General features: G+C 72.7%; 27 protein-coding genes. 10 read left to right on the top strand and 17 right to left on the bottom strand.

Features of this window, described 5'->3' with window-relative positions:
• Window positions 1-21: 21 nt before the first annotated feature.
• Window positions 22-747 (bottom strand): hypothetical protein, encoded by a 726-nt coding sequence (locus tag ACH4E7_RS15735; RefSeq protein ID WP_396249583.1) that lies wholly within the window; start codon window positions 745-747, stop codon window positions 22-24.
• A 47-nt stretch (window positions 748-794) separates the two neighbouring features.
• On the bottom strand, window positions 795-1,208 hold the full coding sequence (locus ACH4E7_RS15730) for an ATP-binding protein (RefSeq protein WP_396249582.1): 414 nt from the start codon (window positions 1,206-1,208) through the stop codon (window positions 795-797).
• 185 nt (window positions 1,209-1,393) lie between these two features.
• On the opposite strand from ACH4E7_RS15730, the gene ACH4E7_RS15725 reads away from it, so the two are divergent.
• Both ACH4E7_RS15725 and ACH4E7_RS15720 read left to right on the top strand, forming a co-directional pair.
• Window positions 1,394-2,254 (top strand): helix-turn-helix domain-containing protein, encoded by an 861-nt coding sequence (locus ACH4E7_RS15725; protein ID WP_396249581.1) that lies wholly within the window; start codon window positions 1,394-1,396, stop codon window positions 2,252-2,254.
• Window positions 2,251-2,484, top strand: coding sequence for a DUF397 domain-containing protein (locus tag ACH4E7_RS15720; protein ID WP_396249580.1), 234 nt, complete (start codon window positions 2,251-2,253; stop codon window positions 2,482-2,484). Before ACH4E7_RS15725 ends, ACH4E7_RS15720 begins: the two co-directional genes overlap by 4 nt.
• A 53-nt stretch (window positions 2,485-2,537) precedes the next feature.
• Here the strand turns inward: ACH4E7_RS15720 and ACH4E7_RS15715 are convergent, their stop codons facing one another.
• From ACH4E7_RS15715 to ACH4E7_RS15705, 3 genes are all read right to left on the bottom strand, one after another.
• The gene (locus ACH4E7_RS15715) at window positions 2,538-3,974 is read right to left on the bottom strand and encodes a PQQ-binding-like beta-propeller repeat protein (RefSeq protein WP_396249579.1); all 1,437 of its coding nucleotides are present in this window, start codon (window positions 3,972-3,974) and stop codon (window positions 2,538-2,540) included.
• 206 nt (window positions 3,975-4,180) lie between these two features.
• Window positions 4,181-4,750, bottom strand: coding sequence for a uridine kinase (locus tag ACH4E7_RS15710; protein WP_396249578.1), 570 nt, complete (start codon window positions 4,748-4,750; stop codon window positions 4,181-4,183).
• Between the two features lie 29 nt (window positions 4,751-4,779).
• The gene (locus ACH4E7_RS15705) at window positions 4,780-5,523 is read right to left on the bottom strand and encodes a DUF6215 domain-containing protein (RefSeq protein WP_396249577.1); all 744 of its coding nucleotides are present in this window, start codon (window positions 5,521-5,523) and stop codon (window positions 4,780-4,782) included.
• 422 nt (window positions 5,524-5,945) lie between these two features.
• Here ACH4E7_RS15705 and ACH4E7_RS15700 point away from each other — a divergent pair, with 422 nt between their 5' ends.
• A complete protein-coding gene (locus tag ACH4E7_RS15700; RefSeq protein WP_396249576.1) occupies window positions 5,946-6,569 on the top strand; it encodes a hypothetical protein in 624 nt (207 codons plus the stop codon).
• Here the strand turns inward: ACH4E7_RS15700 and ACH4E7_RS15695 are convergent.
• Together ACH4E7_RS15695 and ACH4E7_RS15690 are read right to left on the bottom strand one after the other, a co-directional pair.
• A complete protein-coding gene (locus ACH4E7_RS15695; protein ID WP_396249575.1) occupies window positions 6,533-6,877 on the bottom strand; it encodes a hypothetical protein in 345 nt (114 codons plus the stop codon). The genes ACH4E7_RS15700 and ACH4E7_RS15695 overlap by 37 nt on opposite strands.
• Window positions 6,878-6,979: 102 nt before the next feature.
• Window positions 6,980-7,351, bottom strand: a complete 372-nt coding sequence (locus tag ACH4E7_RS15690; protein ID WP_396249574.1) for a cupin domain-containing protein — start codon at window positions 7,349-7,351, stop codon at window positions 6,980-6,982.
• A 50-nt stretch (window positions 7,352-7,401) separates the two neighbouring features.
• On the opposite strand from ACH4E7_RS15690, the gene ACH4E7_RS15685 reads away from it, so the two are divergent.
• From ACH4E7_RS15685 to ACH4E7_RS15675, 3 genes are all read left to right on the top strand, one after another.
• On the top strand, window positions 7,402-8,589 hold the full coding sequence (locus ACH4E7_RS15685; protein ID WP_396249573.1) for a serine hydrolase domain-containing protein: 1,188 nt from the start codon (window positions 7,402-7,404) through the stop codon (window positions 8,587-8,589).
• A 142-nt stretch (window positions 8,590-8,731) separates the two neighbouring features.
• Entirely contained in the window at window positions 8,732-9,088 is a 357-nt protein-coding gene (locus ACH4E7_RS15680; RefSeq protein WP_396249572.1) for a DUF6204 family protein, read from the top strand.
• 75 nt (window positions 9,089-9,163) lie between these two features.
• Window positions 9,164-9,598, top strand: coding sequence for a MarR family winged helix-turn-helix transcriptional regulator (locus ACH4E7_RS15675; protein ID WP_396249571.1), 435 nt, complete (start codon window positions 9,164-9,166; stop codon window positions 9,596-9,598).
• A gap of 29 nt (window positions 9,599-9,627) precedes the next feature.
• Here the strand turns inward: ACH4E7_RS15675 and ACH4E7_RS15670 are convergent, their stop codons facing one another.
• Window positions 9,628-11,277, bottom strand: a complete 1,650-nt coding sequence (locus ACH4E7_RS15670) for an FAD-dependent monooxygenase (RefSeq protein WP_396249570.1) — start codon at window positions 11,275-11,277, stop codon at window positions 9,628-9,630.
• 161 nt (window positions 11,278-11,438) lie between these two features.
• On the opposite strand from ACH4E7_RS15670, the gene ACH4E7_RS15665 reads away from it, so the two are divergent.
• Genes ACH4E7_RS15665 through ACH4E7_RS15655 form a run of 3 tightly spaced genes read left to right on the top strand, consistent with a single transcriptional unit; the run spans window position 11,439 to window position 13,237 of the window.
• A complete protein-coding gene (locus ACH4E7_RS15665) occupies window positions 11,439-11,756 on the top strand; it encodes a sulfurtransferase TusA family protein (RefSeq protein ID WP_396249569.1) in 318 nt (105 codons plus the stop codon).
• Between the two features lie 49 nt (window positions 11,757-11,805).
• Window positions 11,806-12,744, top strand: coding sequence for a polysaccharide deacetylase family protein (locus tag ACH4E7_RS15660; RefSeq protein ID WP_396249568.1), 939 nt, complete (start codon window positions 11,806-11,808; stop codon window positions 12,742-12,744).
• 46 nt (window positions 12,745-12,790) lie between these two features.
• The gene (locus tag ACH4E7_RS15655) at window positions 12,791-13,237 is read left to right on the top strand and encodes a hypothetical protein (RefSeq protein WP_396249567.1); all 447 of its coding nucleotides are present in this window, start codon (window positions 12,791-12,793) and stop codon (window positions 13,235-13,237) included.
• On the opposite strand, the gene ACH4E7_RS15650 is transcribed toward ACH4E7_RS15655, so the two are convergent.
• From ACH4E7_RS15650 to def, 4 genes are all read right to left on the bottom strand, one after another.
• Complete coding sequence (locus ACH4E7_RS15650; RefSeq protein WP_396249626.1) at window positions 13,226-14,140, bottom strand: MerR family transcriptional regulator; 915 nt, start codon at window positions 14,138-14,140, stop codon at window positions 13,226-13,228. The genes ACH4E7_RS15655 and ACH4E7_RS15650 overlap by 12 nt on opposite strands.
• A gap of 83 nt (window positions 14,141-14,223) precedes the next feature.
• Complete coding sequence (locus ACH4E7_RS15645) at window positions 14,224-15,657, bottom strand: RsmB/NOP family class I SAM-dependent RNA methyltransferase (RefSeq protein ID WP_396249566.1); 1,434 nt, start codon at window positions 15,655-15,657, stop codon at window positions 14,224-14,226.
• A gap of 57 nt (window positions 15,658-15,714) precedes the next feature.
• On the bottom strand, window positions 15,715-16,671 hold the full coding sequence (gene fmt, locus ACH4E7_RS15640) for a methionyl-tRNA formyltransferase (protein WP_396249565.1): 957 nt from the start codon (window positions 16,669-16,671) through the stop codon (window positions 15,715-15,717).
• A gap of 85 nt (window positions 16,672-16,756) precedes the next feature.
• Complete coding sequence (gene def, locus ACH4E7_RS15635) at window positions 16,757-17,302, bottom strand: peptide deformylase (RefSeq protein WP_396249564.1); 546 nt, start codon at window positions 17,300-17,302, stop codon at window positions 16,757-16,759.
• A gap of 253 nt (window positions 17,303-17,555) precedes the next feature.
• On the opposite strand from def, the gene ACH4E7_RS15630 reads away from it, so the two are divergent.
• The gene (locus ACH4E7_RS15630) at window positions 17,556-18,200 is read left to right on the top strand and encodes a hypothetical protein (protein WP_396249563.1); all 645 of its coding nucleotides are present in this window, start codon (window positions 17,556-17,558) and stop codon (window positions 18,198-18,200) included.
• A gap of 119 nt (window positions 18,201-18,319) precedes the next feature.
• Here ACH4E7_RS15630 and ACH4E7_RS15625 read toward each other — a convergent pair whose 3' ends face one another.
• From ACH4E7_RS15625 to gmk, 5 genes are all read right to left on the bottom strand, one after another.
• The gene (locus tag ACH4E7_RS15625) at window positions 18,320-20,404 is read right to left on the bottom strand and encodes a primosomal protein N' (protein ID WP_396249562.1); all 2,085 of its coding nucleotides are present in this window, start codon (window positions 20,402-20,404) and stop codon (window positions 18,320-18,322) included.
• Between the two features lie 111 nt (window positions 20,405-20,515).
• The gene (metK, locus tag ACH4E7_RS15620) at window positions 20,516-21,724 is read right to left on the bottom strand and encodes a methionine adenosyltransferase (RefSeq protein ID WP_396249561.1); all 1,209 of its coding nucleotides are present in this window, start codon (window positions 21,722-21,724) and stop codon (window positions 20,516-20,518) included.
• A 150-nt stretch (window positions 21,725-21,874) separates the two neighbouring features.
• A complete protein-coding gene (gene coaBC, locus ACH4E7_RS15615) occupies window positions 21,875-23,119 on the bottom strand; it encodes a bifunctional phosphopantothenoylcysteine decarboxylase/phosphopantothenate--cysteine ligase CoaBC (RefSeq protein WP_396249560.1) in 1,245 nt (414 codons plus the stop codon).
• Between the two features lie 187 nt (window positions 23,120-23,306).
• Window positions 23,307-23,573 (bottom strand): DNA-directed RNA polymerase subunit omega, encoded by a 267-nt coding sequence (gene rpoZ, locus ACH4E7_RS15610; protein WP_030056185.1) that lies wholly within the window; start codon window positions 23,571-23,573, stop codon window positions 23,307-23,309.
• Between the two features lie 37 nt (window positions 23,574-23,610).
• Window positions 23,611-24,168: a guanylate kinase gene (gmk, locus tag ACH4E7_RS15605; protein ID WP_387625733.1), complete on the bottom strand. Its 558-nt coding sequence runs from the start codon at window positions 24,166-24,168 to the stop codon at window positions 23,611-23,613.
• Window positions 24,169-24,181 lie beyond the last annotated feature (13 nt).

Raw genomic sequence — 24,181 nt, 5'->3', positions numbered from 1 at the left:
TGACACAAGCGATTGGAACGGTCAGATCAGCGGGTCGAAGAGGTACGGCTCCCAGTGCCCGAGCCAGGAGGACGTACCGGAAGGCAGGTCCAGGCCCTCGGTGGACTCGTCGTACGGGAGGAAGGAGGTGGGGGCGAGCCAGCCCTCGCCGGGGTCGATGCGCAGGCGCAGGAGGCGGAGCGGGCAGTGGAGGGCGAGGTACATGCGCAGGTCGTCGGTGGACGGGTGGTGGTCCTCGTACCGGTCCCGGACGCAGCGGCAGATGGAGAGGATGTCGGTGTCGGCGACGAGGAGGTAGCGGGGGCCGGGGCCGAGGTTCACGCAGAGTCGCCGCCGGGCCTTTCTGCGCTCGCCGTAGGGGAGGTTCTGGTGGTTGTCGACGTGGAGGCCGGGACGCTTGCCGGACTCGGGGAGGACGTGGGTGGTCGGCTCGCCCGGCGGGTCGTCGCTGTCGCCGAGGGTGACGGGGTACGGGTCGCCGAGGGTGCCGACCATGGCCGCGAGGGTGTCACGGTCGGTGACGGTATCGGGGAGCCTGAAGAGCTCCACGAGACCGGCGCCGGGGGTGAAGTAGCCGGGGGCGAAGCGCTCGGCGTAGCCGCTGGGGAGGGGCTCCCAGGTGGCGGAGTCCGGGACGACGGCACAGGTCTCGTAGTCCGGCTCGAAGTAGAGGCGGCGGACGCGGCCGTAGTCGCAGCGGGCGTGGAGGGCGGCGGGGTTGCGGAAGGCGATCGCGGCGGGGTGCATAAGTGATGGCTCCCTTCGTCTGTTGCTGAATTTGCGTTCTGTGGCGCTCAGTTGAGCAGGATGCGGACCCACACGCGCTTACCCGAGCCCCGGCGGGTGATGACGCCGAAGTCGAGCGCGAGTTCGCGGACGAGTTCGACGCCCCGGCCGCCTTCGCGGAAGCGACGGGGCTTGCGGTCCTGAAGGGGGAGGTCGAAGCGCGGGTCCCACACTTCGAGGCGGCAGTCGCCGCCGAACTCCTGGAGGTAGAGCCGGACTTCGCCGTGGCCCTGGCATGCGTGGACGACGGCGTTGGTGACGAGCTCGGAGGTGATGAGGACAAGGTCGTCGGCCTTGTCACCGGTAAAGCCCCAGGCCGACAGCTGGTCCCGGACGTACCGGCGGGCGGTACGGACCGAGGCGGCGTGGTCGGTGAGGACGAGCTCGGAGGTGTGGAGAACGGGTGCGCTCAACGCGGACATGGGTGCCCCTTCGCTTCGACACGACGTCAGCTGCGTGTCCGTGTCGTCACGTTGAGTGTGGATGAGTGGAAATCGAAAACGCAACAGCAATGCCGGAAGAAATTAATTGATCTTGATCTGAACTTGAGTCGAGGCCCGGAGTCTGGCGAGACTGGTCGTCCAACACCCGGAGGGAGGGGCGCCACTTGAGCAAGGACCTGTCCGCGATCAGGCAGATCCGTCTTGGGGAGGAGCTGCGCGCCTGGCGACTGGAGAACAACAGGACGCTCAGCGGGATGACGGCCAGCCTGAAGGGGTGGAGCGCCGGTCGCCTCAGCCGAATCGAACGAGGCCTACAGCCGATCACCGCCGCCGATCTGACCACGCTGCTCGAACACGCCGGGATCACTGGTCCAGAACGAGAGGACTTCGAGTCTCTTCTTGCGACTGGCCCACCACAGCAGTGGTGGCGAGACCTGGACTACGCCGAAGCAATCACTCCGGCGTTCGCGGAGTACTTGGCTCTCGAAGCCGATGCCTCGGAGATACGGAACTACTTCCCGTCCGCGTTCCCCGGCTTGGTTCAGACTGAGGCCTACGCAAAGGAGATGATCGCAGCGGGCCTCGACTCGCCGAATGAGGAACGCGTCGAGGCAGGCGCAGAAGTCCGCGTCCTCCGACAGCGGCGGCTGACTCAGGAGCCACGACTCACATTCGAGGCTTACTTCGGCGAGGTCGCACTACTCGTGGCAGGCGACCAAGGGGTACTGGCTGGGCAAATCCATCATGCTATAAAGGTCGCCCAGTACCCCAACGTGACCCTGCGAATGGTGCCGTTGAGTGCCGGTCGGCCTGGCATCCTGTCATCCGGAGTCACCCTTATGCGGTTCCCCGATGACCCAGAAAATGGCTTCGCCTTCATCGAAGCTGTCGGCGGTATGCTCCCGCGTAGAACCGGCCGAGACGTACGGCGGACCGAGCGGGCCATAGCCCGCGTCCAGCGGTGCTCGCTGAGTCCGGAGGACACCATCGCCGCCCTTGAACGTAGGTTGGAAGAGCTGACGTGAGCCAGAAGCACGACCCGTACGACCACAATCCCACCGACGCCGAATGGGCCAAGTCTCCCTTCTCCGGGGACGGTAACGGCGACTGCGTGATCATCGCTCGCTTCGACAACGGCGATGTGTGGCTCGGCGACGACAAGAACCCCGACCGCCCCCACCTCGCCTTCAACCAGGCCGAGTGGACCGCCTTCGTCCAGGCCATCGAAGCCCGCGACCCCCGCTTCACCGCCTGACCAGCTCTCCGGCCCTGCCCGCGGCTCGCGGGCAGGGCCGGCTCCTCGCTGGGTCAGCTCATGCCCCGCACCGGCGGCTCGTCCCGTGTCCCGTCCTCCGCCACCACCGTGAACCGCTCCGGCCCCGCGACCGACAGGTCCACCGGGTACAGCGAGGCCGTGCCGTTGACGTCCAGCTCACGGCTCTGGCGGCCGGTCGCCGCGTCGACCCGGGTCAGCTTGTCGCGGGTCATCGCCCACACCGAGGCGCCGTCCACCAGGACGCCCGTCACCTGGTCGTCCAGGCCCGCCGTCCACTGCTTGGTGCCGTCCGCCAGGGAGTACGCGACCAGCCGTCCGGTGGCCGTGCGGCTCGGGTGGCTGCCACCGCTGATGCTCACGTCGCCCGGCTTCTCGCCCGGCACGATGAACAGGTCGCCGACCACCACCCCACCGAGCAGCGGCCGGGCGGTGAACTCGTCGAAGGCGTGCACCCCACCGAGCATCACGTCCAGGTCGTACTCGTCTCCCGAGACCGGTATCGAGGCGCGCTGCTTCCCGGACCGGTCGTAGCTGAGCACCGCGTGGGTGCCGCGCTCGGCCTGGGCATCGACCCACACCGTGAGCGGCTCGGCCGACACCACCATGAGGTTCTTCAGCCCGCCCTCCGCCGGCAGCACGACCCGCGACTGCTCCCGCCCGTCCCCGGGCGCCAGCGCCCGCAGGACCGGCGCCGCGTTGCCGCACTGCGCGACCGTCACCACGTCCAGCTCCCCACCGGAGACCTCCAGCGGCGTGCACCCGGCGTCGGGCGCGCTGCGCCACTGCTCCCGGCCGTCCGTCAGCCGCACGGCCCGCCAGCCGTCCGTGCCCTGCAGCACGGCCTGCGTCCCGGCCACCGCGACCAGGCCCGCATCGGCGGAGTCGCCGTCCCGGCCGGGCGCGTCCACCGTGGCGGTCCAGCCCTCCTTGCCGTCCGCGATGCCCAGTGCCGTCACCGCCGCGCACGGCTTGCCGTGCGGCGAGTGCCCGATCAGGCCGATGCCGCCCGGTCCGATCCCCCGGCTCATCGTGCACACCGAGTCCTCGCCCGGCGGCGTCCACTGCCATGCGACCGACCCGCCCGCGCTGCGGTACGCCACCACCTCGTCGGGCCGGACCCGCACCACCAGGCCCCCGCTGGTCCAGCTGCCGACCGCGCGAACCGTGGACGGGCGGTCCAGCGGGGCCTTCCAGGAGTCGTTCAGGCCGTCCCCGGCGAAGCAGAGGAAGATCCCCAGCCCCAGCAGGGCCCCACCCGCGATCGACGGGAACCCGTACTTGGGGTGGATCAGCGCCCAGACGAGGCCGGCGCCGCAGGGCATCAGCCCGAGGATGCTGAGGCCGCCCATGTACGCGAGGCTGTTGCCGCCGAAACCGTTCGCCGGGCCGAACAGCACCGCCAGGCCCATGCTCGCGAACATGGCCCCCAGTACTCCGCCGGAGACCACCATCCAGGTCTCCTTGCTCATGGCGAACCTGGCTCGCCACTTCGTCCGCGCCCGGACGACACTGTCCTCGGGCCCCTGGGCCATGCCGGTCTCTCCCCTGCGACGCGTCGCCCACCGCGATAGGGCGACGATCATCGGATCGTCGCAGAGCAGGACAAGATCCTAAACAAAGAGCAGGGAAAACCCCGCTCTCCCCTGCACATGGGAGGTTCTGACCGGCACGACCGTTACGAATCGCGGCCGCGCTCGGCCTTCTCGGCAGCCGCCGACCACACCAGCCCGGCCAGCACCTCCGGAGCCAGCGCACCGTCGACCACCAGGTCGCACTCCCGCCGCAGCGGCTCGACGTGGCGCTCGTGGGCGGCCCGCCGCTGCCCGACGTAGTTCCGCAGCAGCACCTCCAGCGGGAAGCCGCCCGCGACGCACTTGCGCTCGATCTTGCGCACCAGCCGGAGGTCCGCCGCGAGGTCGACGAACACGTCGAACCGGCGGCAGGGCCGCTGCGGGGCGACCCTGCGGGCGAACAGCCCGTCCACGATCACGACCCGGGCCTCCCCGAGCGCGGCGTCGACGTCCACGGCGAGCCGCCCCTCGTCCACCGACCGGGGATCCCCCATGTCCAGCCTCGGCGCCCCGCCCTCGTCCGGCGCCCACACGCCGCGCCCGCAGCCCGGCTCGGCGAAGTAGTAGTCGTCCCCGTGCAGCACCCGCACCGGGCCAGGGCCGGCGACTACCGCCAGCGCGCCGGCCAACGTCGTCTTGCCCGCCCCGGCGCCGCCGGTCAGCGTCACCAGCATGTCCGCCCCTGTCCCCCCGTCATCGCCGCTCAGCCGGCCTGGACACCCACCCAGCCCTGCAGGCCCGGCAGCACCGCCTCGGCCACCCGGTAGAGGGCGGCGTCGTCGATCGGCGCGGAATCCTTGCGCCAGATGCTGATCTCGAAGGTGCCGCCGGTCCCGTCCGGGTTCTTCGCGACGGCGAGGGAGTGGGCGTCGGAGCCGGTGCCCGTCGTGGACTTCCCACCGCCGAGGGAGAACGAGAACGACATCGTGGGCGACCGGTAGAGCAGCGCCTTGTGACCGAGCACGGGCGTGCGCGTGACCGTCGGGTCGCCGGGCCTGGCGAAGTCGTCCACCTCGACGTCCCGGTTGTCGGCGACCTGGACGTACATATCGCTGAACTGCACCTCCGCGGCGCCGTAGTTGTCCTTCGTCAGGCCCGGCCCGAGGGCCGCCGACATCCCGGGCTGGGCGATCAGCACCCGCTCCTTCGGCACACCCGCGAGCACCGGCAGGTCGGGGCGGTTGAGCGCGGCGCACAGCGCGGGGTACTTCGGCGAGTCCGTCTCCCGCGCCGGACTGCACTTCGCCGGCCCGTCGCTCGACGTGCTGTCCCCGCCGTTCCCGGCCACCACCCAGAGCCCGGCGAACACGGCCCCCACCAGCACGACCGCCGCCGCCAGCTGCAGCCCCACCCGCGGCTCGCGGCCGCCGGTGCCGGGCTCGGCGGCCGTGTCCTCGGCGGCCGTGCTCTCGGCGGCGTCGTTCGCCGCGCCGGAGGCTGCCTCCATGCGGAAAACGGCCTCCACATCTCCCCCATGATCATCAGTCACCGGCGGACCCTACACCGATCCTTCACCCAGCCGCACCTTCATATCCCAGGCGCCCGAACCGTCGAGATCGGCTGACACCCAGGCCTTCAACGGGCCGATATCGCCGCTCAACCGGCACCGACCGGCTCCCCGCCGAAGTCCTGGGCCGCCAGGATCCCCAGGTCCGTCGCCCCACGGGGGGCGGTCTGCACCCGGCTGCCGCGCCGGGTGCAACCGGGGCCCGAACTCCCGCGCTGGCCCTGCCGATCGGCAGGGCCTCCCCGCAAACTCGGTGATCGCTTTATGCCGATCGGCACATGTGCGGAGAGGGTGTCAGCGACCAGTCTTGGAGTCACCGAGACGGCGGCCACCGAGGCCGCCGGAGAAGGGAGTCTCCACCCATGTTCCGCACCTCCCGTACCTCCCGTACCGCCCGTACCCGCGCCGCCCGCACCACGGCGGCCGCCCTCGCGGGGCTCGCCCTCGCGGCGCTCACCGCCCCTGCCCCGGCCGTCGCGAAGGACTCCGGCGACGCCTCCGGGCCGGCCCGGGTCACCGGCTCCGCCCGGATCCTCTACGGCATCGTGCCCGACGACGAGATCTGGTTCACCATCGACGCCGAGGGCGCCCCCCATAGCCACCCGCTGCCCGGCCTCCCCAACGGTCTCCCCACCGACGCCCGGGGCACCGTCCACTTCTCCCACCGCACGGCCTCCGGCGACTTCCGCGAGGCCGACGCCACGGTCGACTGCCTCGCCACCGGCGGGCCCGTCGCCACCCTGACCGCCGTGATCACCAAGTCGAACGGCATGACGGTCGGCGATCGCATAGGCCTGAGCATCTACGACGCCCACGGCCACGGCAAGGACCGCCTGGGCTTCTCCTGGGGCGTGGGCAACGCGGACGTGGACAAGGACGGCCACCTCTACCAGCCCGTCGTCGGCACCTGCATGGCCCTGGCCCCCTTCGCCCCCGTCACCCGCGGCGGCTACACCGTCCACTCCGTCGACAGCGTCACCGCCTGACCCTGCCCGAAGCACCTGTTGTGCTGGTACCCGGTGTCATGGGCGGCCGTCTGCGCCAGCGCGTACTGGAGCGGCGCAGCAACGGCCGCGACCGGCAGCACCGCGCAGAGCGCTGCGTGCGCCAGACCAACCCGCAAGGCCTTCCTCCGCGCAGCGGTGACGAGCTGCCGGCCTCCCCAGCAAACCGCGGCAACTCCCAGCAGCAGGCCCGTCCAGGCCAGCGGCAGCACATAGACCGCCGCACCGGGGCTGTCCTGACAGCGGCTCACCACCGCCCGTACATCCTCATCCGCCACCAGCGTCGGCACGCTGCACAACCAGCCCACAGACGCGAGCAGAAGCGGGCCACCGGCCCGGAACCGACGAGGAGAACCATGGTCCTCACACATCAGCCCACCACCCATCCGAACTCACCCGACCGATGCGCCGCCCACCAGGGCGATCTCCGGCTGCTCGCCGTCCGCCAGCAGGAAGTACGCCAGGAAGGTCGCCCCCTCCGCCCCGGCATCGAAGCGCACCGGCACACCGGCCGGCTCGTGGAACACCTCACCGGGCTCCAATACGGTCTCCTCCCCGCCCTCGACCTGGAAGTGGACCGTCCCCGCCACCACACTGCCCACCACCGGCCCGTTGTGCACGTGCCACCCGGCGGCGAACCGCGGCGGCATGGTGATCCTGCGCACCTCGACCCGCGAGGTCGGTTTCACCGGCGACACCGGCTCGTCCAGCAGGATCTCGCGGGCAACGGGCAACTGATCGGGTGTCACACGCGTGTTCTCCATGGCAGAGCATTGTGCCCCCTGCTGCCCGCCCCGCCGACATCGGAGACCACATGGCCATCACCAAGCGCAGCGCCCTCGCCCTCGCCGGACTGCTCCTCGCCGCCGTCCCCACGCCCGCCCTGGCCGAGGGCCGGACCCCGACGGACAGCCCCGACCGAGCCGCGTTAGGCGCCGCGATAGCCACCCGACCAGGAGACCCGGCCGCCGGCGTGGTCGCCCGGGTGACGGTCGACGGGCGAACCTGGCGCGGCACCGCCGGGGATCCGGTGAGCGGGCAGCCGGTCGCGCCGAACGCCGCCTTCCGGATCGGCAGCATCAACAAGACCTTCGTCGCCGCCGTCCTGCTCCAACTCGCCGCCGAGCAACGGATCGACCTGGACGGCACCGTCCAGCAGTACCTGCCCGGCACCCTACCGAAGGACTTCAAGCCGATCACCGTCCGCCAACTCCTCGACCACACCAGCGGATTGCCGCAGGCCGTCGAGGGCCCGGACGTCAAGGACCATGACCACGACGCTCTGATCGCCCTGCGCTTCGACATCGAGACCCTCGACCAGGTCGTCCAGCGCACCCTTCACCCGAAGGGCAAGCCGCCCGCCGGCCCGGTCTTCGACCCGGGCACCGAGCAGCAGTACAACAACTTCAACTACCGCCTGGCGGGCCGGATCATCGAGCAGGTGACCGGCCACTCGATCAAGCAGGAGGTGACCACCCGCATCCTCAAGCCCCTCCACCTGCGCCACACCGAGGTCACCGAGGGCCGGCCCGCCATGCCAGAACCCCACCTCGCCGGCTACTTCGCGAATAACGCCGACATCCCGACCGACGTCTCCGAGCAGGGCGGCAACTCCGAGTCGATGGTCTCCACCCCCGCCGACCTGGACCGCTTCCTGCGCGCCCTGCTGGACGGCGAGCTCCTGCCCCCGCAGCAGCTGCACGACCTGCTCACCCTGCCACGCGACGCCGCAGCGCAGCCGGTGCCCTACCGCGACGCCGGGAGCTGCCAGTTCGGGCCGGACAAGGGCAAGGCCTGCTACAGCGCCGGCCTGATGGCCATCCCGTTGCAGGACGGCACGGTGGTCTGGGGCAAGACCGGTCACGACCTCGGCTACTCCGGCGGCTTCTTCACCACCCCGGACCTGAGCAAGCGCCTGGTCTACTCCGTCGGCACCACCGACGACACCTCGGCCCCTGCCCTTCGGCTCGCCTTCACGGTCTTCGGGCCCTTCGCCCGCTGACAACCCCGGGGCCCCGCCGCCCGGCCCGACGGCGGGGCCGTACAAAACCGGCCCGGCCTCGGGACCGTACAGAACCGCCCGGCGGCAGGGCCCCACCGAATCGCATTGGCGGCCCACCGCCCTTCCTGCCTATCGTCGGGGGATGACTACCCGAACCTTCCGCATCATGGTGCGCGGCGTCTTCGACGGCCTCACCGACGAGCAGCGCGCCGAACTCCTCGCAGCCGCGCCCGAACACGACGTGCTGCACGCCGCCTTCACCCGCGAGGGCCACCTCAGCTACGACCTCTCCGCGCGCGCCGCCTTCACCTTCCGCTTCCTCGACGAAGGCGAGGCCGAGGAGGACATCCTGGAGGCCACCGAGCGGGCCGAGCAGGCGGCGCAGATCTGGCTGACGAGCCGCGGCTACGGCTTCAAGAACCTCCGCTCCCAGGCCGAGGACCTCTCCCAGGCCCCGCTCGGCAAGCGTCAGCGCCGCGCCGCCAACGCCGCCCGCTGACCAGAGCCCCTCCCCCTCCGCCACCTCCTTCACGGCTCCGCACGGGCATATACTTGAGCAGTCAAGGAGGTGGCAATGACAGCGCCCACAACGCCCGACCCGCTGGAAACCGCCCTGCGCCTGGTCCGCGCCCAAGCGTCCGTCGTCAAACGCTTCGACGCCGGCCTCAGCGGCCTGCACGGCGTCAGCCTCTCCGACTTCACGATGCTGCTGCGCCTCAGCGAAGCCCCCGGTGGCCGGATGCGCCGGGTCGACCTCGCCGAGGCGCTCGGCCTCACCGCCTCCGGAGTCACCCGCGGCCTGGCCCCGCTGGAGCGCATCGGCCTGGTCACCCGCGAGCCCGCCCCACGCGACGCCCGCGTCGCCTACGCCGCCCTGACGGCCACCGGCCGCGAACGCCTCACCGAGATGCTGACCACCGCCCGCCAGGTCGCGGGCGAGGTCTTCGCCCAGTGGCCCGCCGACGACCTCACCACCCTCACCACCCTGCTCGCCCCCCTCAACCGCTGACCGGCCCGCCACCGCTGACCGGCCCGCCCTCAGGAAGCCGTGAACGTGCGGCGCAGGTGAGCGACCAGCCGCGCCGGATCGTCGACCGGAAGCCGGGCGCCCAGGTACCCGTCCGGACGGATCACGAAGACCTCGCCCTCCACCGCCGCCCCGTACGCCTCCCGAAAGGCCCCGTCCGTGTCCCGGACCCACGGGATCAGCAGACCCAACAAACGCTCGACCTCCGGGGCGAGCACCGCATAGACGTCCAGCAGGCCGTACGCCGCCGAACGCGCCACCTCCGCACACGTGTGCAGACTCCGCGCCGCCGTGCCCGTCCCCGCGTACAGCAACAACGTGTGGTTCGGGCCGCGCAGCAGGTCGAACAGCCGGACCGGGTACGACACCAACGGTCGTACCAAGCCCGCGCAGTCCGGCGCCCGGTCCCCCGGAACAGGAGCGGAGCCAGGGGCGGGCTCGGCGACGGACGCCGGACCGCTCCCCGGCTCCGCCAGCTGCCCGCCCCGGTAGTTCACCAGCAGCTGCGCCTCACGCCGCAGCATCGTCCCCGGGTCCTCGCCCGCCCCGCCGAAACCGGCCCGGGCATACCGCACCGTACGCCCGACCAGCTCCTCGCCCACCGGATGACGCTCCGCGTGGTAGCTGTCGAGCAGCCCGTCCGCGGCCAGGCCCCGCACCGCCAGAGCCAGCTTCCACCCCAGGTTGTACGCGTCCTGCACCCCGGTGTTCATCCCCTGGGCGCCCATGGGCGGGTGGATGTGGGCGGCGTCGCCGGCGAGGAGGACCCGCCCCTCGCGGTAGCGGTCCGCCAGCCGGTGACTGATCCGGAGGGCCGACGACCAGCGCAGCTCACGAGCGGTGGTCGGTTGCGGCGCGAGCCGGTCGAGCACCGCCTGGATGTGCCCCAAGGAGGGCGCCCACCCCTCCTCCAGCCCGTGCGCCACCCTCCCGGCCGCCTCGGACGACGACTCGGAGAACGCCACGGACGACGACTCCGAGGGCACCAGCATCGACATCCGGTACCGCCGCCGGCCCGGCAGTGGAACGCACACCAACACGTCGCCGCCGTCCCGCGTGGAACCCACGACGTATCCCTCCGGCAGGTCCCAGTCGACCTCGACGTCACCCAGCATGTACTGCTCGGGAAACGCGTCCCCCTCGAACCCGATCCCGACCGCCCGCCGCACCCGACTGTGCGCACCGTCGCACCCGACGACGTACCGCGCCGACACCTCCTCCCCGCCGTCCGGCGTCGTGAGCGAAACCCGGACAGCACCGCCGCCCTCCTCCAGCCCCACCAGCTCGCAACCCCGCTCGACCACCGCCCCGAAGCCCGCCAGATGCTCCGCCAGCAACCGCTCCGTCGCGTACTGCGGCAGCGCGGCGAACCCGTACGGCACCTCCGCCGGCAGCGCCAGCTCGATCCGCGGTCCGGCCTCCCCGTTCACGTACACCAGTTCCCCCCGCAACGGCACGGCCTCGTCCAAGACCCGCGGCAGCAGCCCCATCGCGTCCCACACCTCCAGCGTGCGCGGCTGGATGCCCACCGCCTTGGCGTACGGCTGCGGCGCGGCCAGCCGATCGACGATCCGGCACGCGACGCCCCGCCGGCACAGCTCCGCCGCAGCCGTCAGCCCCACCGGCCCCGCCCCGACCACCAGCACATCCGTCTCACCCATGCCCGCTCCTGCCCGCCCCCGGAAACCGGAACCCGAGCCTTCCCGCCGAACCGGGCCCCCTCCCTCCCAGGCTCCGCCCACCACCCCCCACCCGCCAGTCACACCCCGCGCGCCTAGGCTGGACACGCACCACCGACCCGGACCGACTCAAGGGACAGCACATGACGCACGACCGCGGCGGGACCGCTCCCACCGCCGTCCCCGACCTCACCGTCGACGGCACCGGCCTGCTCTGCGTCCAACTCCTGCTCCGGCTGCGCGCCCGGATCGCCCACCTCCCGGCCGGCGCGATGGTCCACATCCACACCACCGACCCCGCCGCCCCGCTCGACCTGCCCGCCTGGTGCCACCTGACCGGCCACGAGTACCTCGGCCCCGTCCCGCACCCGGCCGACGACCGCGAGGTGTACGGGCTGCGCCTCACCTCCTCCCCGGTCCCGACCCGCCCCGACCGCCCCTGGCACCCCACCGCGGACTGACCGGAGAATCCCCGCGCGCCCACCCCCTCCGCCGGCGGAAACTGGCCCGATGCCCGCCGCCACCGCCCCGAACGGCCCCGCCGCCAACCGCCTCCTCGGCCACCCGCCCACCGCCCGCCTCCTGCTGCTCAACTGCGACGACTTCGGCCTGGACGAGTCCGTCAACCTCGCCGTCGTCGAGGCGGTCCAGCGCGGCATCGCCGCCTCCTGCAGCCTGATGACCCCCTGCCCCGGGGCCCCGCACGCGCTCCGGCTCCTGCGCCGCCACCCGGAGATCCCCTTCGGCGTCCACCTCACCCTGGTCTGCGAGGCACCCCACCTGCGCTGGGGCCCGCTCGCCGCCCGCGACCGGGTGCCCACCCTGCTCGACGCCACCGGCGAGCTGTACGCCCCCACCCCCGCCGGACGCGCCGCCCTGCTCGCCCGCGCGCAACTGGAGGACGTGGAACGCGAGTTCCGCGCCCAGATCGACGCGGTCGCGGCAACCGGTCTCGCCCCGACCCACCTGGACTTCCACTGCCTGGCCGACGGCGGCCGCGAGGACATCCTCGACCTCACCCTGGCCCTGGGCGCCGAGTACGGCCTGGCGGTGCGGGTCTGGCTGCCGCCCGCCCTGGCCCGGATGCGCGAGCGCGGCCTGCCCGTCGTCGACCACGGCTTCCTCGACAGCTTCGCCGTCCCGCTGGAGGACAAACCCGCCCACTACGCCCGTCTGCTCGCCGGCCTCCCGCCGGGCCTGACCGAGTGGGCCGTCCACCCGAGCCTCGCCACCGGCCCGAACCCCCGAGCCCCGGAGGACGGCCGGCCGGACGACGGTTGGCAGGTGCGCCGCACCGACTACGAGTTCCTGGTCTCCCCCGAGGCCCGCCGCCTGCTCGCCGAGCACGAAGTCACCGTGCTCGGCTACCGCCCGCTGCAGGAGGCCTGGCAAGGCGCCCGAGGACCGGTCACGCCCTGGTCCGACAAGGCGCCCGATGTGCCACGATGAGGGAACGGGGGCAGAACGGCCGCGCTCCACAGGGAGGTTGAGCACCATGGACCCGATCCTCAGCTGCCGCTGGCACGACCAGGACGGCGAGTGGGCACTGACCGTCAGCCACAACGGCAGCAGTTGGGTGCTGTACGCCGCCGCGCCGCTCTGGTCCGAGTCGCTCCCCTTCGCCAACCCGGACGAGGTCCGCCGACTCGCCCAGGCCCTCCTCGACCTGCCCGCCGAACCCGAACCCTACGAGTTCGAATGGCAGCTCTCCCGAACGGAGTTCGAGCGCACCGAGAACGAGCGGATCCACTTCGCGACCTTCGCCGTCGGCCTCGACCCGACCGACGACCACCGCCCGTACCTCGCCTACCAGTCCTACTACCACCGGGGCCAGGCCACCGGACTCGGCCTGGAGGTCATCTGCGAGGACCCGCCGGTCGACCACCTCCGCGCCCAGGCCCACGCCTTCCTCACCGACTGCCCGCGCCCCCTACAGGCGTAGGGCCCGCACCGCCCAGTCCAGCACCCGCACCGAACTCCTGGGTGCGGCCCACCCGTTGATTACGGCCAGCAGCTCCACGTACCGCTCCCGCCGCGGATCCCCCATGGCCCGCAGCCGAGCCAGCAGCCGGGCGCGCACCGAACCGCCCACCGCCTCGGCATCCAGCATCCCGGCGTACCGGTCCACCAGCTCGGCAACCACCCCAGCCGCCTCAGGCGACGTGGGCACCACCCCAGCCGCAACCGCCGGCCCGGCCAACTCCCACACCAGTACGGCCAGTCCGGGCCGGGGCGGGCCGCCCGTACCGCTCTCCGCCGCCTCGTCGGCCGCCAGCCCGCGCAACAGCTCGCGGAACCCGGCGTCCCCCGCCAACCGCGCCAACTCCACCCAGGCCTCGATCTGTTCGGCCGAGGCGTCCTCCGGCAACTCCGGCGTCAGCGACCGAGCCACCCCTGCGAAACGACCGTCCGAACCGAACACCTCGGCCAGGAACTCCCCGACCAGGCGCCGCCGTTCCTCCCCCGTCAACCGGGCCAGCTGGTGCACGAGCGTCAACTCCTCCGTGGTGGACCCGTGCCCGGCCACCGCGCCCAACACGGCCCGCCGCAGCCGCAGCACCCGGATCTGGACGTCCAGCGCCTCGGCGTGCGCCGCCGCGACGTCGGACAGCGCGAGCTCGCGCTCCAGCACCTGCCGGATCACCGGCAGTCCGAGCCCGAGCTCGCGCAGGGTGCGCACCAGTTCCAGGCGGGCGACGGCGTCCGCGCCGTACCGCCGGTGGCCGGCCGGGTTGCGGTCGGCCGGCGACACCAGCCCCTGGTCCGAGTAGAACCGGACGGTCTTCACCGTCAGCCCGGTCAGCCGGGCCAGGTCACCGATCAGGTAGTGCGCGTCGCCGTTCACGGCCACCACCCTGGCACCTCCCCCTACGGGAGATGCAAGTACGGGAGACGCGGGTACGGGAGATACAGGCCGTCGCTACGGCCTCAGGCCGTCCGCCGCAGCAGCGCCAGGTACATCGCGTCCGTCCCGTGCAGGTGCGGCCACAGCTGGACGTCCGGCCCGTCGCCGAGCGCCGGGACACCCGGCAGCAGCGGCCGCGCGTCGATCCACTCGACCCGGCCGCCCTCGGCGCGCAGCACGTCGTCGACCACCGCACGGGTCTCCGCCAGGTGCGGCGAGCAGGTCGCGTAGCCGACCACGCCGCCGACCCGGGTGGCGTCGATCGCCGAACGCAGCAGGTCCCGCTGCAGCGGCCCGAAGGCCGCGACATCGGCCGGCCGGCGCCGCCAGCGCGCCTCCGGACGGCGGCGCAGCGCGCCCAGGCCGGAGCACGGCACGTCCACCAGGACCCGGTCGAAGCCCCCGGAGCGCCAGGCCGGGCGCGTCCCGTCCGCCGCGATCACCGTGTACGGACCGGGGTTGCCCTCCAGTGCCCGCGCCACCAACCGGGCCCGGTGCGGCTGCTTCTCGCTCGCGACCAGCGCCGCACCCCGCTCGGCGGCCAGTGCGCCGAGCAGCGCGGCCTTGCCACCCGGCCCGGCGCAGCCGTCCAGCCAGAGCCGGTCCGGGCCCTCCACCGGTGCCGAAGCCAGCGCCAGCGCCACCAGCTGGCTGCCCTCGTCCTGCACGCCCGCCCGGTTCTCCCGGACGGCGGTCAGCGAACCCGGGTCGCCGCCCTCGGCGAGCCGTAGTGCGAACGGGGACCAGCGGCCGGGCTCGGCCTCGGGCAGCGCCTCGGCCAGCTCGCCGACGGTGGCCCGGCCGGGGCGGGCGACCAGGGTGACTTCGGGCCGCTCGTTGTCGGCCCGCAGCAGTTCCTCCACCGCGCTGCGCCCGGAGGCGTCCGGCTGCCAGCGGCCGAGCGAGTCCCAGAGCGCGGAGACGACCCAGCGCGGGTGCGAGTGCACGACCGCGAGGTGGTCCTCGGCGTCCTGGTCGTACGGCGGGGCGACCTGCTCGATCCAGGCGTCCAGGTCGTGGGCGCTGATCCGGCGCAGCACGGCGTTGACGAACTTGGCCTTGCCGTCGCCGAGCACCACCCGGGCCAGCTCGACGGTCGCCGACACGGCCGCGTGGCTGGGGATGCGGGTGGTGAGCAGCTGATGGGCGCCGAGCGAGAGTACGTCCAGTACCGGCGGGTCGACCTTGCTCAGCGGCCGGTCGATGCAGGCGGCGATGATCGCGTCGTAGGTGCCCTGCAGTCGCAGGGTGCCGTAGACCAGCTCGGTGGCGAGGGCGGCGTCGCGCCGGTCCATGCCCTTCTGCTCGGCCTCTCGGAGCAGGGAGGGCAGGATCAGGTTGGCGTACGCGTCGCGCTCGTCGACGGCGCGCAGCGCGCGGAACGCGACGATCCGGGCCGGGTCCTTCTTCGGCCGACGGTGCGGGCGGGGGGCGCGCTTGGCGCTGGGGGTGGTCACAGGTGCCTCAAAGTGCTTCGGTGGTTATCACGCCCACGATATCCCCCTCGGCGCCCATCAGCCCTCCGCGCCGGCCGGGAGCCCGAGCCGCTCCCCCGCCTCCAGCCGCGCCCCGCGCGCCCAGTCGGCGGCCCGCATCTCCTTCTTCCCCTGCGGACGCACCTCCCCGAGCTCGATGTCGTGGCTGCCGGTGCCGACCCGCACGCTGTTCTTGCCGACCATCGCGACCTCGCCCGGCGCCAGCTCGGTCGACTCCGGCAGCAGCTTGACCGGCCCGGTGACCTTCAGCCGCTCGCCCCGGAACTCCGTCCACGCCCCCGGCGCCGGAGCGCAGCCGCGCACCACCCGGTCGATCCGCAGCGCGGGGTGGTTCCAGTCGATCCGCGCGTCCTCGACGCTGATCTTCGGCGCGAGCGTGACGCCCTCGGCCGGCTGCGGCACGGCCTGCAGCGAGCCGTCCTCGATGCCGTCCATGGTGGCCACGAGCAGCCGCGCGCCGGAGTTCGAGAGCCGGGTGAGCAGTTCGCCGCTGGTGTCGCCCGGGCGGATCTCCTCGGTGATCACGCCGTAGACCGGGCCGGAGTCCAGGCCCTGCTCGATCAGGAAGGTGGACGCGCCGGTGACCTCGTCGCCGGCCAGCACCGCGTGCTGGACCGGGGCCGCGCCGCGCCAGGCGGGCAGCAGCGAGAAGTGCAGGTTGACCCAGCCGTGCGCGGGGATCTCCAGGGCGCCGGGGCGCAGCAGCGCGCCGTAGGCGACCACCGGGCAGCAGTCGGGGGCGAGTTCGGTGAGCCGGGCGACGAACTCCGGGTCGCTGGGCTTCACCGGCTTGAGGACCTCGATCCCGGCCTCCTCGGCGCGCTGGGCGACGGGGCTGGCGACCAGCTTGCGGCCGCGCCCGGCGGGGGCGTCGGGGCGGGTGACCACCGCGACGACCTCGTGCCGGTCGGAGGCGAGCAGCGCCTCCAGGGCGGGAACGGCGACCTCGGGGGTGCCGGCGAAGACGAGACGCATCAAGTGCCTTTCTGCAAATGGAAGTTCAGGAAGCCAACGAAGACCAGTGAGCCGGGCCGGAGCGTCGGCGAGCCACGCCGGACGGTCAGCGGGCAGCGCCGAAGGTGCTGTGCGGCGACACCTTGACCACCGGCGCCGGCCCGCCGCCCCAGTCCGTCTCCCGGATCGCCTTGAGCGCGGCCTTGCGCTGCTCCCGGTCAAGCCGGTCGATGAAGATGATGCCGTCCAGGTGGTCGGTCTCGTGCTGGATGCACCGGGCGAGCAGCTGGGTGCCCTCCAGCGTGACCGGATCGCCGTACATGTTGAAGCCCTTGGCCACCACGCCGTAGGCCCGCTTGGTGTCGTAGCGCAGGCCGGGCAGCGAGAGGCAGCCCTCGGGGCCGTCCTGCTCCTCCTCGCTCAGCGACAGGTCGGGGTTGATCAGGTGTCCGGTGACGCCGTCCACGTGGTACGTGAACACCCGCAGTGAGACGCCGAGTTGGGGCGCGGCCAGGCCGGCGCCGGGGGAGTCGAGCATGGTGTCGGTGAGGTCGCTGACCAGGTTGCGCAGTTCCTTGTCGAAGGTGGTCACCGGCTGGGCGGTGGCCCGCAGGACGGGGTCTCCGAAGAGACGGATCGGCTGGATCGCCACGGGGTACGGGCTCCTGTCCGTAAGGGCACGGGATACGGGCAACGACTGGTTCGGCGCAAGTCTATGCAACCCTCCCGGGCGATCCGCCGGGCCGTCCTGGGACAGCCGCATCGGTTTCCGGCATATCCCGAGTCTGCCGAGCCGCGTTACCCCGGCCCCCGCTTCGGCGTTGGTCAAGAGAGATTGACCGGGGCCGGGCGCACGGGACACCGCGCCCCGGCCGATGAACCGTACGGAAGGTGGCACGTAGGCCATGGCCGAGCAGATCAATCACGACGCCCGGGCGCGGGCGAGCCTGCACCTGCTGGTGCGGGACATCGAACGGGTGAGGCGCCAGGTCGACGCGCTGCGGACGCTCACCGCCCAGTTGGGCAACGTCTACCGACCGCGCCGCCCCAGCACCTCGGCCGGTTTCGTGGTGTACGGACGGGCGCCCGCGCCGACCGTGCGCCTGGCGCAGGAGCTGCGGGAGAGCGTGGAGACCCTGGTCGCGGCGGCGGTCGAGTTCGACCGGTCGCTGGGCTTCTCCTGGGACTCGGTGGGCTCCGCCCTCGGGGTCACCAAGCAGGCCGTGCACCGCCGTTACGGCATGCGCCGCCCGACCAGCGAACTCCTCGCCGCCAGCGGCGCCGTCCCGGGCCCGAGCCGCCCGGACCGCTCCGAGGACCTGCCCGCCCCCGCCGAACGCGGCGGCCTGGCCACCACCGTCCCCGCCGCACGCCAGGGCGGCCTGGACCGCGCCACCCTCGACCGTGTTCCGCTGGACCGCACCCCGGTGGACCGGACCCCGATCGAGCGCACCCCCATCGAGCGCACCCCCATCGAGCGCACCACCATCGAGCGCACCCCCATCGACCGCCCGCAGGCCGACCGCACCGGCATCCCGCTGCGCGGCTGACCGGGCTCCACACGCCCGGGCCACCCGGGGCGGGGTGGCCCACTCACCCCGCCCCACCGGCCTGCAGGAGCCGCCGGACCGGACCGCCGAGAACCACGAGACCGGCCCGCCGAGAACCGTCAGCCGATGTCCGTCGGATCCACCCGCACCCGCACCGGCTCCGCCGTCCGCAGCGCGATCCGGGCGATCTGCGCCGCCTTGAGCGCCGCCGCCAGCGCCGCCCCGTGCCCGGGCGCCACCCGCAGCAGCGCCCGCTCCTGCTCCTCCCCGCGCAGAGCGGGCACCGGCACCGGCCCGAGCACGTCCGCCCCTTCCGGCAACCGGATCAGGTTCAGCAGGTCGGTGACCGCCGCCGGGCTCCCGCTCACCGAGGCCATCCGCGACACCGGCGGGAAGTGCAGCTGCGCCCGCTCGTCCCGCTCCAGCCCGGCGTGACCCAGCGGGTCCCAGCGCACCAACGCCTGCACCGGGCGGGCCGACGGCTCGGCGACCACCACCACCGTCCCGCCCTCCGTCGAGGGCCGGACCAGCGCGGCCGCCGCCAGCCAGAGCCGCAGCGTCTCCTCCCCGGCCCGCAGGTCGGGCCGGCTCAGCAGCGCCCAGCCGTCCAGCAGCAGCGCGGCCCCGTAGCCGGAGCCGCCCTCGACCACCGGCTCCGCGCCCGGCGTGGAGATCACCAGCGAGGGTTCGTCCGGCACGGTGGTCAGCACCGCGTCCCGCCCCGAGGTCCGCACCGGGATCCGCGGGAACGCCTTGCCCAGCTCCTCCGCCGTACGCCGGGCGCCGACCACCTGCGCCCGCAGCCGGAAGGAGCCGCATTCGGGGCAGTGCCAGTCGTTCTCCGGTTCCCCGCACCAACCGCACTGCAGGGAGGCGTCCGCCGACGGCGCCTCCAGCGGCCCCTCGCACCGCCGGCAGCGGGCCGGGGTGCGGCAGCGTCCGCAGGCCAGCCGGGGGACGTAGCCGCGCCGGGGCACCTGGATGAGCACCGGATGCCCGGCCGCCAGCGACTCCCGGGCCGCCTCCCAGGCCACCGAGGGCAGTCGGGCGGCCTGCGCGGCGGCGTCCCGGTGCTGGTCCTGGTCGGTGACGGTGCGCACCCTCGGCGCGACCCGTCGCACCGTCTCCCGGTCCGCGACCAGCGGCCGCGCCCAACCGGTGCTGACCAGCTGCGCGCCCTCCACGGTCACCGCGTGCCCGCCGAGCAGCACCGCCGCGCCCTCCTCGGCCGCGCGCAGCAGCGCGACCTCGCGCACGTGCGGATGCGGGGCGCGCGGATCGCTGTGACTGCCGTCGCCGTCGGACCAGACCACCACCAGCCCGAGGTCGCGCACCGGCGCGAACATGGTGGCCCGGGTGCCGATCGCGGCATGCACCGAGCCACGGCTGACCGCGAGCCAGCGCCGGTAGCGCTCACGCGGCCCGAGCTCGGCCTCCAGCGCCACGTGCATCCCCGGCCCGAGCAGCTCGGTCAGCGCCTGGTCCACTCGGGCCACCGACCGCCGGTCCGGCAGCACCACCAGCGCGCCGCGCCCGCCGGCCAGCGTCGCCGCCACCGCCCGGGCGATCTCGTACGGCCAACCGGGCCCCGGCAGGGCCGCCCACACCGCGCGCGGCGACCCGCCGCCGGCCAGCGCGGCGAGGAAGTCGGGCCCGGCCGGGTAGCGCTGCCAGCCCCCCGGGGCCGGGGCCTGCGGGCGCGGCAACGGCGACGGTGAGGGTTCGGCCTCGGCCTTGGCGTGCCGGGGCGGTACGGCCAGCTGCAGCACATCGGCCAGCGTCCCGGCGTACCGGTCGGCGACGGTGCGGCACAGCCGCAGCAGCTGCGGGGAGAGCACCGGTTCGGGCGAGAGCACCTGGGCGAGCGGGGCGAGCGGGCCGGGGAAGTCGCTCTTCTCCAGCCGGGCGACGATGAACCCGTCGTGCAGTTCCCCGCCCTCACGCTGGCCCTTCACCACCCGCGCCCCGAAGCGCACCCGCACCCGGACACCCGGCCGCGCGTCCTCGGCCATGGCGGCCGGGACCTCGTAGTCGAAGAACTTGTCGATGGTGAGCACGCCCTTGTCCACCACGACCCGGGCCACCGGCAGGTGCTCGGCCCGTTTGGCGCCCTTCCACGTCCGGGGCTTGGCCCGCTTGACCGTCTCCCGGATGAACGCCAGCTGCTCCGGCTCGGCGGCCCCGTTCTCCCCTGTGCTGCTCATCGCTCCCAGTACTACCAGGTCACACGGACACAGCGCACAAATCAGCCGTGTGCACAAACGTGAGCGGCGCCCACCCCCGGAGGGGCGGGCGCCGCTTCAAGACCCGGGACGTCAGTCCTGGACGGCAGCCTTCAGGGCGTCGACGCGGTCGGTGCGCTCCCAGGTGAAGTCCGGCAGCTCACGGCCGAAGTGGCCGTACGCGGCGGTCTGCGAGTAGATCGGGCGCAGCAGGTCCAGGTCGCGGATGATCGCGGCGGGGCGCAGGTCGAAGACCTCGGAGACGGCCCTCTGGATGGTGAGGACCGGGACGGTCTCGGTGCCGAAGGTCTCGACGAACAGGCCGACCGGCTCGGCCTTGCCGATCGCGTAGGCGACCTGTACCTCGGCGCGGGCGGCGAGGCCGGCGGCGACGATGTTCTTGGCGACCCAGCGCATGGCGTAGGCGGCCGAGCGGTCGACCTTGGACGGGTCCTTGCCGGAGAAGGCGCCGCCGCCGTGGCGGGCCATGCCGCCGTAGGTGTCGATGATGATCTTGCGGCCGGTCAGGCCGGCGTCGCCCATCGGGCCGCCGATCTCGAAGCGGCCGGTCGGGTTGACCAGCAGCCGGTAGCCGTCGGTGACCAGCTTGATGCCCTGGTCGGCCAGCGCCTTCAGCTCCGGCTCCACGACGAACTCGCGGATGTCCGGGGTGAGCAGCGACTCCAGGTCGATGTCGCTGGCGTGCTGGGTGGAGACGACCACGGTGTCCAGGCGCACGGCCTTGTCGCCGTCGTACTCGATGGTGACCTGGGTCTTGCCGTCGGGGCGCAGGTACGGGATGGTCCCGTTCTTGCGGACCTCGGTGAGGCGGCGGGAGAGGCGGTGCGCCAGGGTGATCGGCAGCGGCATCAGCTCGGGCGTCTCGTCGGACGCGTAGCCGAACATCAGGCCCTGGTCGCCGGCACCCTGCTTGTCCAGGTCGTCCTCATCGCCTTCGACCCGGGCCTCGTACGCGGTGTCGACGCCCTGCGCGATGTCGGGCGACTGCGCGCCGATGGACACCGACACGCCGCAGGAGGCGCCGTCGAAGCCCTTCTTGGAGCTGTCGTAGCCGATCTCCAGGATCTTGTCCCGGACGAGCTGGGCGATCGGCGCGTACGCCTTGGTGGTCACCTCGCCGGCCACGTGCACCTGGCCGGTGGTGATGAGCGTCTCCACGGCGACCCGGGACGTCGGGTCCTCCCGCAGGAGAGCGTCAAGGATGGTGTCGCTGATCTGGTCAGCGATCTTGTCGGGGTGTCCCTCGGTCACGGACTCCGAGGTGAACAGGCGGCGAGACACAGCGCTCCCTGGGGTTGCAGCGGCTGCTGACTGAAGGCCCCCGGCGAACCGGGGACATCCGGAAAGACTTGATTCCTGGAGTCTAACGGTCTGCTTCCGCCGAACGTCACCCGCTTCCAAGAATCAAGACCGTTCTCCAACGGGATTCGATCAGTCGCCGATCGATTCGAGCCGCTCCGCGATCAGGTCCCAGACCACGTCCGCCAGGGCCTCCTTGGGGCCCACCGGAATCGGCGTCTCACTGCCGTCCGAGCCCAGAACGACGGCCTCGTTGACGTCCGTACCGAAGGCCTTGCCGTTGCCGACCTCGTTGACGACCAGCAGGTCACAGCCCTTGCGGGCGAGCTTGGCGCGACCGTTGGCGAGCACGTCGTCGGTCTCCGCCGCGAAACCCACGACCAGTTGGCCCGAACGGGGGCGGTGGGCCGACAGCTCGGCCAGGACGTCCGGGTTGCGGACGAGGGCGACCGGCGCCGGCTCGACCCCCTCGACCTTCTTGATCTTGCCGGTGGCGTACTCGGCCGGCCGGAAGTCCGCCACCGCCGCGGCCATCACCACGGCGTCCGCGTCCTCGGCCGCCTTCAGCGCCGCCTCGCGCAGCTCCAGCGCCGTCCCGACGTGCACCACGTCCACCCCGGCCGGGTCGGGCAGCTCGGCGTTGGCCGAGACCAGGGTCACCCGGGCCCCGCGCGCCGCGGCGGTCACGGCAAGCGCGTAGCCCTGCTTGCCGGAGGAGCGGTTGCCCAGGTAGCGCACCGGGTCCAGCGGCTCCCGGGTGCCGCCGGCCGAGACCACCACGTGCCGCCCGGCCAGGTCGGCGGGGACCGCCCCGGCGCGGCGCAACACGGCCCGGCAGGCGTCGAAGACCGCGGACGGCTCGGGCAGCCGCCCCTTGCCGGTGTCCTTGCCGGTCAGCCGCCCGACGGCGGGCTCCAGCACGATCACGCCCCGGCGGCGCAGGGTGGCGACGTTGTCCTGGGTGGCGGGGTGTTCCCACATCTCGGTGTGCATGGCGGGCGCCAGCACGACCGGGCAGCGGGCGGTGAGCAGGGTGTTGGTCAGCAGGTCGTCGGCCAGCCCGTGGGCGGCCTTGGCGATCAGGTCGGCGGTGGCGGGGGCGACCACCACCAGGTCGGCCTCCTGCCCGATCCGCACGTGCGGCACCTCGTGCACGCGCTCCCAGGTCTCGGTCGCGGCCGGGCGGCCGGACAGCGCGGCCCAGGTCGCCTCGCCGACGAAGTGCAGCGCCGCGGCGGTCGGCACCACGGTGACCTGGTGGCCGGACTCGGTGAACCGGCGCAGCAGCTCGCAGGCCTTGTAGGCGGCGATCCCGCCGCTGACGCCCAGGACGACGCGGGGGGCGTCCACCCCGGTCCGGTCCGAAGTCGCACTCATGATCCCGCTCTCCTCCTCATCTGGAACCCGCCCACCCTACGGCCCCTCAGCTGCCACCCGCACAGTGCCCCACCCCTCGGCGGGCAGCCCCATCCCGCAATCAAAAGGCCGAAGGGCCCGGCAAAAACACCGAAGGGCCCGGCGGAAACGATTCCGCCGGGCCCTTCCGGAAAAGTACGGGACTGCCTCAGGCAGCCTCGACCGCCTCGGCGGTCAGCATGCCCGCGTTGATCTCGCGCAGCGCGATCGACAGCGGCTTCTCGTGCACGTGGGTGTCGACCAGCGGGCCGACGTACTCCAGCAGGCCCTCGCCGAGCTGGGAGTAGTACGCGTTGATCTGGCGCGCGCGCTTGGCGGCGTAGATCACGAGGCTGTACTTGGAGTCGGTGGCCTCGAGCAGCTCGTCGATCGGCGGGTTGATGATGCCCTCGGGCGCGGTCATGGAAGAGGACACGCTAAAACCTTCCGAAAGGGTGGAAAAGACAGACAGGTCAGGCTACACCGAGCAAGGCTAGCAGTTCGGCCGCTACCTGCTCGACGGAGGTGTTGACAAGAGTCGTGTCGAACTCGGGCTCGGCCGCGAGCTCGACCTTGGCGGCCTCCAGACGCTTCTCGATCACGTCCTGCGGCTCGGTACCCCGGCCGGTCAGCCGACGGACCAACTCGTCCCAGCTCGGCGGGGCGAGGAAGACCAGCTGGGCCTCCGGCATCGACTCGCGAACCTGGCGGGCACCCTGCAGATCGATCTCCAGCAGGACGGGCTCGCCGCGCTCCAGCTTCTCCAGCACCGCCGCGCGCGGGGTGCCGTAGCGGTTCCCGGCGAACTCGGCCCACTCCAGCAGCTCACCGTTGGCGATCAGCTTGTCGAACTCGTCGTTGTCGACGAAGTGGTACTGGACCCCGTTCTTCTCGCCTGGCCTCGGGTGGCGGGTCGTCGCCGACACCGAGAGCCAGACCTCGGGGTACATCTTCCTCATATGAGCGACGACCGTGCTCTTGCCGACCCCCGAGGGGCCGGAGAGCACGGTCAGCCGCGGACGCTCACTCATGCACCGATTATCC

Origin of the sequence: Kitasatospora sp. NPDC018058, from assembly GCF_044327205.1 — a bacterium.
Classification (GTDB): Bacteria; Actinomycetota; Actinomycetes; order Streptomycetales; family Streptomycetaceae; genus Kitasatospora.
Note: the sequence above shows the minus strand (reverse complement) of the source record. Positions and strands in the feature narration are given on the sequence as shown.